Raw genomic sequence first — 15,789 nt, 5'->3', positions numbered from 1 at the left:
GGGCTGAGGCCCAGACCGAAAAATCCCAATGTGCCCAGAAGGATCGTCGTATAGCCAATCCGCAGGCAGAAATCGACCAAGAGCGGCCCGCGCGCATTGGGCAGGATTTCCCACAGCATGATGTACCAAGGCCGCTCGCCCCTTGTCTGTGCGGCGGCGACGTAATCGCGTGTCTTGATGTCCATGGTCAGGCCGCGCACGATGCGGAACACTGTCGGCGAATTGACGAACACAACCGCCACGAACACCACCAAGAGGTTGGGCGGAAAGCTGACCAAGCCCAGCGGATCGGCATCCCAGGCAATCCCGAGATAGAGCCAGAGCCCGATCACCAGCGTGATCCCAACATAGACATTTCGCCGCGAGGGTTGCGTGTGATAGCGCGAATTCCACAAAAGCAGCAGGAACACGATCGGAAAGAGAAAGAGCACCGCCGCCATATAGACGGGTATCCCTGTTTCCACGATTTCGGGTGTGACCAGCAGGTAAAACAGCAGGATAACCGGAAAGGCGAGGATGAGATTGGCCAGAAACGACAAGAGCGTATCCAGCCGCCCGCCGTAATAGCCCGCCGGCAGGCCCAGCGTGATCCCCACCATGAAAGAGAACATGCTGGCAAAGGGCGCGATCTTGATCACTTCCCATGCGCCCGCGACCATCCGGCTGAACACATCCCGGCCCAGATTGTCGCCGCCCAAGAGGTAATAGGGATAGGCCCCCGGATCGGGCGTGCCCATCATCTGCGTAAAGGGCGTGCCCGGCCCCTTATTCTTCATCGTGGCGGATTGTGACAGCACGTCATGCGTCAGGATCATGTCGAACGCCCCGCCAAAGATGCCGGTGAACACCCAGAACATCACCATGGCAAAGCCGACCATCCCGATGGGGCTGTCAAAAAGCTTGCCATAGAGCCCCAGACGCCGCTTGAACGTAATCGACAGCGCAAAGGTCACGATCAGCGCGATCCAGACCGGCAGGAACAGCCCCAGCATCCGCAGGGCAATCTCGCTCCAGCTCAGTGGTTCCATGGCCTCGATACCCCCTTAGCGCACGCTGATGCGCGGATTGAGAAAGACATAGCCGATGTCCGAAATGAGCTGCGTCACCAGAACCACCACGACCGAGACCACCGAAACCCCCAAGAGCAACTCGATGTCGTTGTTGCCTGCGGCCTGCACCAGCGTCCAGCCAAAGCCCTTGTAGTTGAAGAGGGTCTCGACAATCACGACCCCGTTCAAAAGCCAGGGAAATTGCAGCATGATCACCGTAAAGGGCGCAATGAGCGCGTTGCGCAGCGCGTGTTTCATCACGACATTGGGGAAACTCACCCCTTTGAGGCGAGCGGTGCGGATATATTGCGCGGTCATCACCTCGGCCATGCTCGCCCGCGTCATCCGTGCGATATACCCCATGCCATAGAGCGCGATGGTCAGCACCGGGAGAAAGAAGTTCTCGAAATCCGGGGCATCCATCGCCGCCGTTGCCGTGCCCTTGAACCATTTGAGGCCCACCGCCGTGCTGGCAAACACCGCGATAAAGAGCACGCCCGAGACATATTCCGGCGTGGCCGTGGTGGTGATGGCAAAGGTCGAGAGCGTGCGGTCTGTGCGCGATCCCTCTCGCATCCCCGCCAGAATCCCAAGGATCAGCGCCGATGGCACCATCAGCACCATCACCCAGAGCATGAGCCTGCCGGTCAGCGCCAGCTTGTCGCCCAGAATCTTGCCCACATCTTCGCGGAACACCGTGGAATAGCCCCAGTCGCCTTGCAGGATGCCGCAGAACCGGGGGGCATCCTCGGGGTCTGTGCCCGCTTCAATACACTGTCCGCGCGTCACCCCGTCGCGATCGAGGATCACAAAGCCCGGCACCACACCCAGCCATTGCCCATATTTCACCGCCATCGGCTGGAGATAGCCATTGCGGCCGAGGTAGCTCGCCACCTCCTCGTCGCTCATGCGAAAGTCGCCTTGGGTCTTGGCCAGCTTTTCCAGATTGGGATAGAGGTTCGTCAAGAAAAAGACGATAAACGTCAGGCAGAGCGCCGTCAGGATCATAACCCCGACGCGGCGCAGGATGAACATGGCCATGGCCGCCCCCTGTTGGCGTTTTCAGTGACGCTAGTCGAGAGGGGGCAAGCGGTCCAGCATCATTTGCGACGCCGCCTTGTCAGAAAGCGCCCCCGGCCCTGTTCAGACCGGGGGCATGCCCTGTCAGATCAGGGTTTTGGGATCAACCGTGGCCATCCCCAGCGCCTCGCCGACGGCGGCATAGGTCAACTGACCGGCATGCACATTCAGCCCGTTCAGCAGATGGGCATCATCGGCACAGGCCTGTTTCCAGCCCTTGTCGGCCAGCGCCAGCATGAAGGGCATCGTGGCATTGCCCAGCGCCAGCGTCGAGGTGCGCGCTACCGCGCCCGGCATGTTCGCCACGCAGTAATGCATGATCCCGTCGACCTCATAGATGGGGTCTTGGTGCGTCGTGGCGCGCGAGGTTTCAAAGCACCCGCCTTGGTCAATTGCCACATCCACCAGCACCGATCCCGGCTTCATCATCGGAAACTGATCGCGGCGCACCAGCTTGGGGGCGGCGGCACCGGGGATCAGCACCGCGCCAATCACCATATCCGCCTGCGGCAGCAACTCTGCCAGCAACCCGGCCGAGGAATAGCCGGTCTTGAACGACCCGCCAAACACGTCATCGAGATAGCGCAGACGCGGCAAGGAGCGATCGAGCACGGTCACATCCGCGCCCATGCCTGCGGCGATCTTGGCGGCATGGGTGCCGACGACACCGCCGCCGATCACGATCACCCGCGCCGGGCCCACACCGGGCACGCCGCCCATCAGCACACCGCGCCCGCCATTGGCCTTTTGCAGCGTCCAGGCACCCACTTGCGGGGCCAACCGCCCGGCCACCTCCGACATCGGAGCGAGCAGCGGCAGGCCGCCCGCGCGGTCCGTCACAGTCTCATAGGCGATGCAGGTGGCGCCCGAAGCCAGCAAATCCTTGGTCTGTTCAGGGTCCGGCGCCAGATGCAGGTAAGTGAACAGAACCTGCCCCTCGCGCAGCATCTTGCGCTCGGCGGCCTGCGGTTCCTTGACCTTCACCACCATGTCGGCTTGCGCGAAAATCTCTTGGGCGGTGCCAACGATCTTGGCTCCCGCCGCCTGATAGGCGGCATCGTCAAACCCGGCCCCAAGGCCCGCGCCGGATTGGATCAGAACCTCGTGACCATGGCCCACGGCCTCTTGGGCTGCGATGGGCGTCATGCCCACCCGAAATTCCTGCGGTTTGATTTCTGTCGGACAACCGATTCTCATGTTAGGCTCCTCCCTGTGTGATTTTGCGCGGAGTCTGCACCGGAACGCACGCAAGGAGATTGAAATTTCGCTCGCCTTCTACGGTATTCTGTGAATATCCTTCGGGAATTGTGTGATTAGTTGGAAAGGTCTTGCGCGAATGTCCCTTGATCCGACAGATCGTCGCTTGTTGCATGTTCTTCAGCGGCGCGGGCGTATTTCCAACGCCGACCTTGCCGAAGAGGTCAATCTGTCCGCCTCTGCCTGTCACAGGCGTGTGCAGCGCCTCGAATCCGACGGTTATATCAGCGGCTATGTCGCCCTGCTCGATGCCCGCAAGATGGGCGTGCCCGCCACAATCTTTGTCGAGATCACTCTGACCACGCAGGCCGACGAGGTGCTCGACGCCTTTGAAAAGGCGGTGACGCGGGTGCCGGACGTGCTTGAATGTCATCTCACCGCCGGCACCGCCGACTACATCCTCAAGGTCGTGGCCGAGGATACCGAGGATTTCGCCCGCATCCACCGGCAATACCTCACCCGTCTGCCCGGTGTCGCCAAGATGCAATCGAGCTTTGCGTTGCGCACCGTGTTCAAGACCACGGCCCTCCCGATTTGACGGCTGGTCAAAGCATCGCCATCCGCACCACGGGCAGCCGCGCGCCCACCACGCACCGCGCCTCGCGATAGGTCAGAATCGGGCGCGCGGCGCGATAGGGCGGCACACCCTGTGGCAGTTCGGCGCGCAAGAGCCCCGTCGCCACATCCCCCGGAAACAGGCTCTCACATGGGGCACCGCCCGCCGCGTCAAGCAGCGCGTGCCGCTCCAAGAGCAGGTGCACATAGGTCACGCGCGCCACGGGGGCCGCGCAGATCGCCCGCCCGTCGATCATCGCCTTGGCGGGCACCAGCACTTCATGCGCGGCAAAGAGCAACTCTGCCATGGGGGACCGGATCATCACCCTATGCTGCGGCGAGAGCAGCAGCGCCTCACGATTGCCGATGGTCCCCGGCGCGAACCGCACCGGCGCATCCGCCCCAAGGCCCCGCACCACGCGCCGCCCGGTCCAGAGCACGCGCTGCGCCCCGTCATCCCGCGTCTCGACCCTGTCACCGGGTTCCAGCGTCTCAACCCGCCGCGTGCCCTTGGGTGTGGCAATCCCCGTGCCCGCCGCAAAACAGACGAATTGATGGGTATAGCCGGTATTCCGGTCCGAGGTATAAAACCCCGGCGAAGCACCTTGGCTGAAATTCGACCAGTACCAATTCTCCAGATCGAATTCCGGCGTCCACACGACCTGCGCCAATGCGCCATTCTCATCCAGACCCTCGAACACCACGATGCCACCGCCGTTGGGTGCCAGATCGCTGCGCACGACGACGGCATCCTCCAACAGACCGCCCCCGCCATTGCCGGTCCAGCTTACTGTATAGCTTTCCCCGATCTGAAAGAGGTTGGGATTGGCATCCCCCTCATGCGAGGTGACAAGCAGATCGAAGGTGCCGTTGGGCGGATAATCAAAGGTCGACGTCCCCGGACCGTTGTTGACATTGCGACCCGTCGATACTGCGAATTCGTTATCCAGACCCTCGAATGTCTTGACCATGCTGTGCCGCTCCTTTGCGGCACCTTGGGTCAGAGACTATGAAACGCGGCCTAACGGCCCCGCTCTATTTGCCTAGAATTAAAGGCAATCCGGCCCTCACCAATCCATCACCACCTTGCCCGAATTGCCCGAAATCATCGCGGCAAAGCCTTGCTCGAAATCATCAATCCCGATCCGATGGGTGATAAGACCCGACACATCCAGCCCCGATTGCACCAGCGCAATCATCTTGTACCAGGTCTCGAACATCTCGCGGCCATAGATGCCCTTGATATGCAGCATCTTGAAGATCACCGCGTTCCAATCCACCGCAAACTCCGTCGGCGCAATCCCCAACAGCGCCAGCTTGCCGCCATTGTTCATCCGCGCGATCATCTGCTGCATGGCGGGGGCAGCCCCCGACATCTCAAGCCCCACATCAAACCCCTCCGTCATGCCGATTTCGGCCATCACATCGCGCAACTGCTCTTTGCCCACATCAACCACATGCTGCACCCCCAACCGACGCGCCAGATCGAGACGATAGGGGTTGATGTCAGTGATCACCACCTTGCGCGCGCCCACCTTTTGCGCGACCAGCGCGCCCATGATGCCGATGGGTCCGGCCCCCGTGACCAGCACATCCTCTCCCACCAGATCAAAGCTGAGCGCGGTATGCACCGCATTGCCAAAAGGATCGAAAATCGCCGCGATCTCGTCAGGAATATCCGCAGGGATCGGCACCACATTGCTCTCGGGGATAGAGAGGTATTCGGCAAAGCTGCCGGGGCGGTGCACACCCACGCCCTTGGTATTGCGGCAGAGATGCCCCCGCCCCGCGCGACAATTCCGGCAGGTGCCGCAGACGATATGCCCTTCGCCGCTCACCCGCTGTCCGATCTTGTATTTCACCGCCGCAGGCCCGGTATCGACGATCTCGCCGACGAATTCATGACCCACCACCATCGGCACCGGCACGGTCTTGGCCGAAAACTCATCCCATTTCCAGATATGCACATCGGTGCCGCAAATGGCGGATTTCTTCACCTTGATCAGCACATCCGACGGCCCCACCTCGGGCACCGGCACATATTCCATCCAGAGCCCCGGCTCTGCCTTGGCCTTGACCAGCGCCTTCATCTCGTTCTGCATCAGATCACTCCCAATTCGCGGCCCACAGTGCCAAAGGCGTCAATCGCCCGGTCCAGCATCTCGCGGCTCAGACCGGCGCTCATTTGCGTTCTGATCCGGTCCTGCACCTTGGGCACCACCGGAAAACTGAAGGCGGTCACGTAAACGCCGCGCGCGTTCAGCCGCGCCGCCATCTCCTGCGCCAGTTTCGGATCGCGGAGCATGACCGGGATGATCGCATGTTCGCCGGGCAAAAGCTCGAACCCGAGCGTGCTCATCCGGTCCCGGAAATAGGCCGCATTCTCCCAGAGCCGCGCGCGCCGCTCCGCGCCGTCCTCCAGCATGTCAAAGACCTTGAGCGAGGCACCCGCAATCACCGGCGCCAGCGTGTTGGAGAAAAGGTAGGGGCGCGAGCGTTGCCGCAGCCAATCGACCACCCGCGCATTTGCCGCCGTATAGCCACCCGAGGCACCGCCCAGCGCCTTGCCCAGCGTGCCGGTCAGGATATCCACCCGGTCCATCACCCCGAACCGCTCCGGCGTGCCGCGCCCAGTCTCGCCGACAAACCCGGTGGCATGGCAATCATCCACCATCACCATCGCATCATAACGCGCGGCCAGATCGCAGATCTCATCCAAGGGCGCGTAAGTCCCATCCATCGAAAACACGCCATCCGTGGCAATCAATCGATGCCGCGCGCCCTGCGCCTCTTTCAGGCAGCGTTCCAAATCGGCCATGTCACGATTGGCATAGCGATAGCGCTCTGCCTTGCAGAGCCGGATACCGTCGATGATGCTCGCATGGTTGAGCGCATCGCTGATGATCGCATCTTCAGGCCCCAAAATGGTCTCGAACAACCCGGTATTGGCATCAAAGGCCGCCGCATAGAGGATCGCATCTTCCTTGCCCAGAAACCCGGCAATCCGCGCCTCCAGCTCTTTATGCTCTTGCTGCGTGCCGCAGATGAACCGCACGCTCGCCATGCCGAACCCATAGCGATCCAGCGCGTCATGCGCCGCCGCGATCACCTCAGGGTTATCCGCCAGCCCAAGATAGTTGTTCGCACAGAGGTTCACCACCGCGCGCCCATCCGCAAGCCGCACCTCGCCCGCCTGCATCGAGGCGATCACCCGCTCGCTCTTGTAGAGCCCTTCGGCGCGCAACTCCTCCAGCCGCCCCGCCATGTCCGCCTCAAACCGATCCGCCGCGCTCATCGTCCCCTCCCATTCATCTGGCCGTCAAATACCTCGGGGGGAGTCGCCCCTGGGGCGACGGGGGGCAGCGCCCCCCAATCCCGTCAGACGGCGATACGTGGCCGCCCACTCGCCTCTACCACGATTTCCGCCTCCAGAAATACCCGTCGCGCTTCGGCCTGCGCTTCCTTGACCTCACGCCGCGCGGTCACATGGATATCGACCGCCCCCGCCGCCTCGGCCTCGGCTTGCGCCTCGGCGCGCAGGACCGTCTCCAGCGCCGTCATCGCCGCGTCAGAGGCGGCATAATCCTGCGGCCCGCTCTCCAGATGCACGCGAAATTTGCCCTCGGACGGCGATGTCACCGTGCCACCGCGCCGGATCGTGACCCGGCCCACCACCGCGCCGATCGCATTGGCCACGCCGCCATGCGCGGGCAGGATCATCTCGCATCCCAGCCGCGCGCCCACCGCGCCGTAATAGCTGGCCGCCGAGGCCCCCAGCCCGATCACCGGCACCGCCAGTCCGCTTTCGATCCGCACCAGCCCGCGGTGCCCATCAAGGCCCCGCTGCATCAGAACATGCTCGGCCAGGGTCGCGGGCGAGAGGCCGAAATCCATCTCTTCCTCGGCAAAAGCAGTCTCTAACAAGGCCAAACTTGTCTGATACGTCAACCGATCCACGATCATCCGTGCCAACTGCTCCGGCCCCTCGGCCAGCCGGTTGCCCGATCCCGTCCGCTTGCGCGCCACCAGTTCCAGCGCCATGCGCGCGGCCTCGGCATCCCAACTGTCCAATCCGCCCAGCACATGGCTTGCATCCGACGGCGTGATGCCCGCGACCTGCACCAGCCCGCGCCGCACCAACCGGGTCAGCGCCGCACCATCCATCCGGGTCTTGAGCACCTTGCCCACAGGGCGCACTTCGTCCCCAATCCGGCTCAACAGCGCCTCTTCACGCTCGCCAAGGCCCCCGGCCTCGATCCCCGGCACCGCGCGCACGAATCGCGCGTCATGCTCTCCGGGGGCCACCGCCCGCAACTGTTCCTCCAGCACGCCATGCACCGCCTCGCGCGCCTCTGCCGCCATCAGGCTCACCGGCACCACACGACGCGGCCCAAGGGTCACGCCCCCCTCCAGCCCCTCGTCACGCACATGCACCTCGCTGTCGCCGCCCAGGCCAAAGGTGCGCATCGCCACCGCCTCGACCATGGTGCGCCACGCGCCCACCCGCGCGCCCTCGGGGTCAATCGCCGGTCGCCCCTCGCGCAGCACGGCGACATCGGTCGTCGTGCCGCCAATATCGGACACCAGCGCATGGTCCGCCCCGGTCAGCCAGCGCGCGCCCACAATGCTTGCCGCAGGACCGCTCAGGATCGTCTCGATGGGCCGTTCCCGTGCCTGATCCGCGCTGATCAACGCCCCGTCGCCCCGCACCACCATCAGCGGCGCGTGGATGCCCAACTCGCGCAGTTTGCCCTCTGCCCGGTCGATCAACCGCGCGATCATCCCGATCAGCCGCGCATTAAGCAGCGCGGTTAGCGCCCGTTTCGGCCCGTTGAGCTTGGCCGAGAGATGATGCGACAGGCTCACGGGGCGCCCCGTGACCGCGCGGATCATCTCTGCTGCCGCCAATTCATGCGCGGGATTACGGGTGGCAAAGAGCGAGGCCACCGCATAGGCCTCAGCCCCTGTTCCAGTCTCTAACCAAGCCAAAAGCGCGTCTTTATCCAACGGCACCGCCTCGCCCCCAGCGTGGTTGTGGCCGCCTGTCAGCACAATCGCCGGATCACCGCCCAAGGCTTCGGCCAGCCCATGCGCCTGCAAATCCGCCGCGCGAAATCCGATATAGACGAGGCCCGCACGCCCGCCTTGCCCTTCCACCAACGCATTGGTCGCCAAAGTGGTGGACAAAGAGGCCAGACCGATTTCGCCCACATCCGCCCCGCTCTCGCGCAACACCGCCTCGACCGCAGCCCCGATTCCAATCGCCAGATCGGCGCGTGTCGTCAGCGCCTTGGCGCTCGCGATCACCTCGCGCTCATCCCGGATCAGCACGGCATCGGTATAGGTTCCGCCTGTGTCCACGCCCAACAACAACGCCATTTGCCTGCCCTCTTGCTCTCTGTCAGGCTAGGGGTGTAGCGGGTTTTGCCGCCTATGCCAGCCCGTTTGCGTCACGATCCAGTCGCAGCACGGCCCAGCGCGCCGCATCCGCCACCGCCGCATCGGCATCCTCGCACTGCGCCTGCGCCACGCTGCGCAGGGACGCATCGCCGGAATTGCCAATCGCATAGAGCACATTGCGCAGAAACCTGTCGCGCCCGATCCGCTTGATCGGGCTCCCGGAGAACCGCGCGCGAAACGCCGCATCGTCCAGCATCGCCAGTTCCGACAGGCGCGGCGAAACCAGATCATCGCGCGCATGATACTTTACCTCGCGCGCGGCAACGGCAAACTTGTTCCACGGACACACCGCCAGACAATCGTCGCAGCCATAAATCCGGTTGCCCAGACCGGGCCGCAACGCTTCTTCGACCGGCCCCTTATGCTCGATCGTCAGATAGGAAATGCAGCGCCTCGCGTCCAATTGATAGGGTGCAGGAAACGCATCGGTCGGACAGATGTCGAGACAGGCGCGACAGGACCCACAATGATCGACTTCGGCCGGATCAGTGTCTAATTCCAACGTCGTAAACACGGACCCAACGAAGAACCAGCTCCCCAAATCGCGGCTCACCAGATTGGTGTGCTTGCCCTGCCATCCCAGCCCCGCCGCCTGTCCCAGCGGTTTTTCGGGCACGGGGGCGGTGTCCACAAACACCTTCACCTCCCCACCGCCCGCCTCGATCAGCCAGCGCGCCAGCCGCTTCAGCCGCTTCTTGACCGTGTCGTGATAGTCTCTGTTGCGGGCATAAACCGAGATATTGCCGCAATCCCGCTGTGCCAGCCCCGCCAGCGGGTCGCCCTCAGGCGTATAGCTTTCGCCCAGCATGATCACCGTGCGCGCCTCTGGCCAGAGCAGGTCAGGCGCGGCGCGCCAATCGCTGCGTTCCGCCAGCCAGCGCATTTGCCCGTGATAGCCCCGCGCCAGAAACGCCGCCAACCGCTCCGGCACATGCCCCACATCCCAAGGACGACACAAGCGACAGGCGTCAAATCCCTCGACCTGCGCCTGCTCTAATAGTCTCTGTTTCAGCCCATTATTCATCTGGCGTGAAATACCTCGGGGGAGTCGCCGCATGCGGCGACAGGGGCAGCGCCCCCCGATCTAGAAATCCAGATCGGCATAATGCGCGGGCGGTGGGAATCCCGGCACCTGATCCGCCAGAATCCCCCGGAACGCCGGGCGCGACTTGATCTTGGCGTACCAATCCTTGACCGCCTCGCTGCGTGTCCAATCCACATCGCTGATGTAATCCAGCGCGCTCAGATGCGCGGCGGCGGCGAAATCCGCCAGCGTCATCACATCTCCCGCAAGCCAGCGCCGGTGATCCAACAGCCATGCCATGTAATCGAGGTGGTATTTGATCGCCTTGGCCCCGTCCTTGACATTGCGGCTGTCGGGAAAGCCCAGCTTCATCACCTTCTTGTTCACCCGCTCATAAACCAGCTTGGCGGTCACTTCGCGGTGAAACTTGTCATCAAACCACCCCACCAGCCGCCGCACCTCATAGCGCGCGTCGGTGCCTTTGGGCATCAGGGACGGTTCGGGATACTTTTCTTCCAGATATTCGCAGATCGCGGCGCTCTCCGACATGGTCTTGCCGTCGATCCGCAGCACCGGCACCTTGCCTGCCGGGTTGCGGCGCAGGAAATCGGGGTCCTGTTCCCAATAGCGCTCTTCCACCAGCTCGCATTCGATCCGCTTTTCCGCCAGGCTCAGCCGCACCTTGCGGCAAAAGGGCGAGAGCGGGACGTGATAGAGCTTGGCCATGGAAAATTACACCTCGGAACTTAGGGATTGCCCCTCAATGCCCCCTTTGGCCGTGATTTTCAATCCTCGAAACAGGCGGCCCGCCCGTCTCGGTCAATCGTTGCCGCCCCGTCCAGAATACCGGCCGCCCTTTGGCGCAGGGCGTTCGAGGGGCGCGCCGCCGAGCGGTCCTTGGGATCGGGCAGCACAGCGGCCAGCCGCGCCGCCTGCACCGCGCTCAGATCGGCGGCGCTCACGCCGAAATAATGCTGTGCCGCCGCCTCAATGCCAAACACACCCTCATCGAATTCCGCCACGTTGAGATAGACCTCGACGATCCGCCGCTTGGACCAAAAGGTTTCGACCATGGGCGTCAGGCTCGCTTCCAGCGCCTTGCGCGCCCAGTTGCGCCCATGCCAGAGATAGACATTCTTGACCACCTGCTGACTGAGGGTCGAGGCGCCGCGTCCTGAGCCTTCGGCAATCGCGGTGCGAATGGCCGCCATGTCAAAGCCCCAGTGCTGGCAGAAATTGGCATCCTCTGCCGCCACGAGCGACCGCGCCATCACAGGCGCGATCCGCGTCATCGGCACCCAGTCATGCGCAATCCGGCCCAGCCGCCGCTCTTCCTGACCCATGTAATAGGTCTTGGGCGGCGCAACCTCGCGATGCAGGGCAATCACACCCAGCAGGATCAGAACGGCCACGACACACCACCGCAGCAGCCAAGCTGTCGGGGTCCATCGGGGTCTCGCCCGTGAGGGGGGGGATTTGCGCGCGCGTGCCATGGCCCAGCTATAGCGCCCCGTGCGCCTGTGCAAAACACCTTTGGCGCAGGCTCGGTTTCTTCTTGGCGAAAATACTCCGGGGGTCCGGGGGCAGCGCCCCCGGATCGTGTCTCTATTCCGCCGGAATTGCCTCTGGCACCATGCCCAGCGGATAGCTCAGCTTGTTGAGCATCTCCTTGGGGCAAAGCTGGATGAAATGCGCCCGCTCCCGGTCCCAGTATTGCAGGATATCTTGCCCACGGCGGCTTCCGGTTTCGGCCACATGCCGCTCGATCAGACCTTTCAACTCGGCCTCCCAATGCGGCTCTGTCACGGCGCAACTCACCAAGGTTTCGCCATTGACCAGCGTCGGCGCCCGGCCTTGCGGATCATAGAGATAGGCCATGCCGCCGGTCATGCCCGCGCCGAAATTGGCTCCGATGTCGCCGAGGATCACCGCCACACCACCGGTCATGTATTCGCACCCGTTGCTGCCACAGCCCTCGATCACCACCTTGGCGCCGGAATTGCGCACGGCAAACCGCTCGCCTGCGCGACCCGCGGCAAAGAGATAGCCATCGGTCGCGCCATAGAGCACGGTATTGCCGATGATCGTGTTCTCGGCCGCGATCAGCGGGCTCGCCATGGACGGGCGCACCACGATGGTCCCGCCCGAGAGGCCCTTGCCGACATAATCGTTGGCATCGCCCGACACCTCGATCTTGAGGCCGGGGGCGGCAAACGCGCCTAGGGATTGCCCCGCACTCCCCGTCAGTTTGACCGTCAGGTGATCCGGTTGCAGGCTGTTGCGCATCCCGAACTTGCGCACGATATGGCTCGAGACCCGCGTGCCCACGGTCCGATGCGTGTTCTGCACCGCATAATGCAGCTGCATCTTTTCGCCATCGTTCAGGAACCGCTGCGCATCGCGCACGATTTCGGCATCCAGCGTATCGGGCACCTCGTTGCGCGGCTTGAGCCGGTCGTAGCGCTGATGCTGCGCGCCATCCACAGTGATCAGCATCGGGTTGAGGTCGAGATCATCGAGATGTGCCGAACCCCGGCTGACCTGCGTCAGCAAATCCGCCCGCCCGATCACCTCATCGAGGCTGCGCGCGCCGATCGAGGCCAGGATTTCCCGCACCTCCTGCGCATAGAAGGTGATGAGATTGACCACCTTGTCGGCATTGCCGGTGAACTTGGCGCGCAGCGCCTCGTCCTGCGTGCAGACGCCCACGGGACAGGTGTTCGACTGGCACTGACGCACCATGATACAGCCCATGGCAATGAGTGCTGCGGTGCCGATGCCATATTCCTCGGCCCCCATCATGGCGGCCATGACGATATCGCGACCCGTCCGCAGTCCGCCATCGGTGCGCAGCGTGATCCGCTCGCGCAGATTGTTCATGCTCAGCACCTGATGCGCCTCGGTCAGGCCCATTTCCCACGGCAGGCCGGCATATTTGATGCTCGTTGCCGGGCTTGCCCCGGTGCCGCCGTTATGCCCGGAAATCAGGATCACATCCGCCTTGGCCTTGGCCACCCCGGCGGCAATCGTGCCGACACCCGATTGCGCCACCAGCTTGACGCAAACCTTTACGTTCGGGTTGATCTGCTTGAGGTCATAGATGAGCTGCGCCAGATCCTCGATACTATAGATATCGTGATGCGGCGGCGGCGAAATCAGCGTCACGCCTTCGGTCGAATGGCGCAGCCGTGCAATCAGCTTGGTCACTTTCATGCCCGGCAATTGCCCGCCCTCACCGGGCTTGGCCCCTTGGGCGACCTTGATTTCCAATTCCTCGCAATGGTTGAGGTATTCCGCCGTCACGCCAAAGCGGCCCGAGGCCACCTGCTTGATCTTGGCCGACGGGTTGTCACCATTGGATTCCGGCGTGAAATGCGCCGGGTCTTCGCCGCCCTCGCCACTGTCCGAGCGCGCGCCGATCCGGTTCATCGCCACGTTCAGCGTCTTGTGCGCCTCAGGGCTCAGCGCCCCCAGCGACATGCCCGGCGTCACGAACCGCTTGCGGATCGCGGTCACGCTCTCGACCTCTTCGATCGGGATCGCCTTGCCCAGCGGCTTGATTGCCATCAGGTCGCGCAGATGGATAGGCGGATTGGCCTGCATCGCGGCGCTGTAGCGTTTCCAGAGCTCATAGCTCGCCTTGTTACAGGCGGTTTGCAGGATATGCATCGTCTGCGCGCCCCAGGCATGGGTTTCGCCCGATTTCCGCGCCTTGTAGAACCCGCCGATGGGCAGGATATCCTGCGCCCCGCGCCAGCCGCGCGCATGCACCTCTTCCAGCTTGGCCTGAATCCCCGACACACCGATGCCGCTGATCCGGCTGGTCAGACCGGGGAAATATTCTGCGCACATGGCGCGGCTCAGGCCCACCGCCTCGAAATTCAGACCGCCGCGATAGGAGGAAATCACCGAAATCCCCATCTTCGACATGATCTTCAAAAGGCCCTGATCAATCGCCGCGCGATAGCGCGCCACCGCCTCGGTCAGGCTGCCGTCAACCAGTCCGCGCGCGATGCGGTCTGCGATGCTGTCCTCGGCCAGATAGGCGTTGACCACCGTTGCCCCAGCCCCGATCAGTACCGCGAAATAATGCGGGTCGATACATTCGGCGGACCGCACGTTCAGGCTCGAGAACGTGCGCAATCCCTTGCGGGTCAGGTGGCTGTGGACCGCACTTGTTGCCAGAATCATCGGCATGCCAATGCGGTTTTCGTTCTGGTGTTGATCGGTCAGGATCAGATGCCCGGTGCCCGAGCGGATGGCATCCTCTGCCTCGGCGCGAATACGCTCCAGCCCCTCTTGCAGGGCGTTCTTGCCGGGCGCAAAGGTGCAGTCGATCTCGGTCACATCGGCGTTGAACTGCTTGATCATCTCGGCCCATTGGGCGTTGCCCACGAACGGGCTTTCGAGCACCAAAATCTCGGTCTGCGCGCTCGATTCATCGAGCACGTTCTTGAGATTGCCGAACCGCGTCTTGAGGCTCATCACCCGGTATTCGCGCAAGCTGTCGATGGGCGGGTTCGTCACCTGGCTGAAATTCTGCCGGAAGAAATGGCTCAGCGGGCGGTATTGCTTGGACAGAACGGCACTCGGCGTGTCGTCGCCCATACTTGCCACGGCTTCTTTGCCATCTTCGGCCATGGGGGCCAAAATCTGCTCCAGCTCCTCGATGCTATAGCCGGCGGCAATCTGGCGCTTGCGCAATTCCGCCCCGGTATAGAGCGGCGCTTCGGTCACACCCGAGAGCGCGTCGTCCAATTCGTTGATCTTGCCGACCCACTCGCCAAAGGGCTGTGCATCCGCCAGACGGTTCTTGATCTCGGCATCGTGATAGAGCTTGCCCTCGGTCATATCCACGGCCAGCATCTGACCGGGCCCAAGCGCGCCCTTTTCCTTGACGGTGCGTTCGTCAATCGGGACCATCCCGGCCTCGGACCCGGCAATCACCAGCCCGTCACCTGTCACCACATAGCGCATCGGGCGCAGGCCGTTGCGGTCAAGCCCGGCGCAAACCCAGCGACCATCGGTCATCGCGAGCGCGGCCGGTCCATCCCAAGGCTCCATCACCGAGTTGCAATAGGAATACATATCGCGCCACGACTGCGGCAGTTCCTCGGCCTGCTTCGACCAGGATTCAGGCACCAGCATGGTCTTGGCCATCGGTGCCGACCGCCCGGCGCGCACCAGCACCTCGAACACGGCATCCAGCGCGGCGCTGTCACTTGATCCTTGCGGGATGATTGGCTTGATATCCTCGGCCAGATCGCCAAAGGCGCCGCTTGCCATGCGGATTTCATGGCTCTTCATCCAGTTGGTATTGCCCTTGAGCGTGTTGATCTCGCCATTATGCGCCAGCATGCGGAA

12 protein-coding genes are annotated in these 15,789 nt (G+C 63.1%); 1 reads left to right on the top strand and 11 read right to left on the bottom strand.

Features of this window, described 5'->3' with window-relative positions:
• The 3 genes from KBT70_RS17960 to ald form a co-directional block, all read right to left on the bottom strand.
• A partial coding sequence (locus tag KBT70_RS17960; protein WP_296637433.1) for an ABC transporter permease occupies window positions 1-1,028 on the bottom strand: 1,028 nt, incomplete at its 3' end.
• Between the two features lie 15 nt (window positions 1,029-1,043).
• Window positions 1,044-2,090 (bottom strand): ABC transporter permease, encoded by a 1,047-nt coding sequence (locus KBT70_RS17955; RefSeq protein ID WP_296637430.1) that lies wholly within the window; start codon window positions 2,088-2,090, stop codon window positions 1,044-1,046.
• A 123-nt stretch (window positions 2,091-2,213) separates the two neighbouring features.
• Entirely contained in the window at window positions 2,214-3,326 is a 1,113-nt protein-coding gene (gene ald / locus KBT70_RS17950) for an alanine dehydrogenase (protein ID WP_296637427.1), read from the bottom strand.
• Between the two features lie 139 nt (window positions 3,327-3,465).
• Between ald and KBT70_RS17945 the strand changes: the two genes are divergently transcribed.
• Entirely contained in the window at window positions 3,466-3,924 is a 459-nt protein-coding gene (locus KBT70_RS17945) for an Lrp/AsnC family transcriptional regulator (RefSeq protein ID WP_296637424.1), read from the top strand.
• A gap of 7 nt (window positions 3,925-3,931) precedes the next feature.
• Here KBT70_RS17945 and KBT70_RS17940 read toward each other — a convergent pair whose 3' ends face one another.
• From KBT70_RS17940 to gltB, 8 genes are all read right to left on the bottom strand, one after another.
• A complete protein-coding gene (locus KBT70_RS17940; protein ID WP_296637422.1) occupies window positions 3,932-4,912 on the bottom strand; it encodes a Hint domain-containing protein in 981 nt (326 codons plus the stop codon).
• Between the two features lie 96 nt (window positions 4,913-5,008).
• Window positions 5,009-6,031: an L-threonine 3-dehydrogenase gene (gene tdh, locus KBT70_RS17935; RefSeq protein WP_296637437.1), complete on the bottom strand. Its 1,023-nt coding sequence runs from the start codon at window positions 6,029-6,031 to the stop codon at window positions 5,009-5,011.
• An 11-nt stretch (window positions 6,032-6,042) separates the two neighbouring features.
• A complete protein-coding gene (locus tag KBT70_RS17930; protein WP_296637419.1) occupies window positions 6,043-7,236 on the bottom strand; it encodes a glycine C-acetyltransferase in 1,194 nt (397 codons plus the stop codon).
• 83 nt (window positions 7,237-7,319) lie between these two features.
• On the bottom strand, window positions 7,320-9,320 hold the full coding sequence (locus KBT70_RS17925; protein ID WP_296637417.1) for a hydantoinase/oxoprolinase family protein: 2,001 nt from the start codon (window positions 9,318-9,320) through the stop codon (window positions 7,320-7,322).
• Between the two features lie 52 nt (window positions 9,321-9,372).
• A complete protein-coding gene (queG, locus tag KBT70_RS17920; protein WP_296637414.1) occupies window positions 9,373-10,425 on the bottom strand; it encodes a tRNA epoxyqueuosine(34) reductase QueG in 1,053 nt (350 codons plus the stop codon).
• Window positions 10,426-10,485: 60 nt separating this feature from the next.
• Window positions 10,486-11,151, bottom strand: coding sequence for a glutathione S-transferase family protein (locus tag KBT70_RS17915; RefSeq protein ID WP_296637411.1), 666 nt, complete (start codon window positions 11,149-11,151; stop codon window positions 10,486-10,488).
• 59 nt (window positions 11,152-11,210) lie between these two features.
• Window positions 11,211-11,918, bottom strand: a complete 708-nt coding sequence (mtgA, locus tag KBT70_RS17910) for a monofunctional biosynthetic peptidoglycan transglycosylase (protein WP_296637407.1) — start codon at window positions 11,916-11,918, stop codon at window positions 11,211-11,213.
• 112 nt (window positions 11,919-12,030) lie between these two features.
• Window positions 12,031-15,789 (bottom strand): glutamate synthase large subunit (gene gltB / locus KBT70_RS17905; RefSeq protein ID WP_296637405.1); only part of this gene is annotated, 3,759 nt, incomplete at its 5' end.

Origin of the sequence: Roseovarius sp. (assembly GCF_018066915.1) — a bacterium.
Lineage (GTDB): Bacteria > Pseudomonadota > Alphaproteobacteria > Rhodobacterales > Rhodobacteraceae > Roseovarius.
Note: the sequence above shows the minus strand (reverse complement) of the source record. Positions and strands in the feature narration are given on the sequence as shown.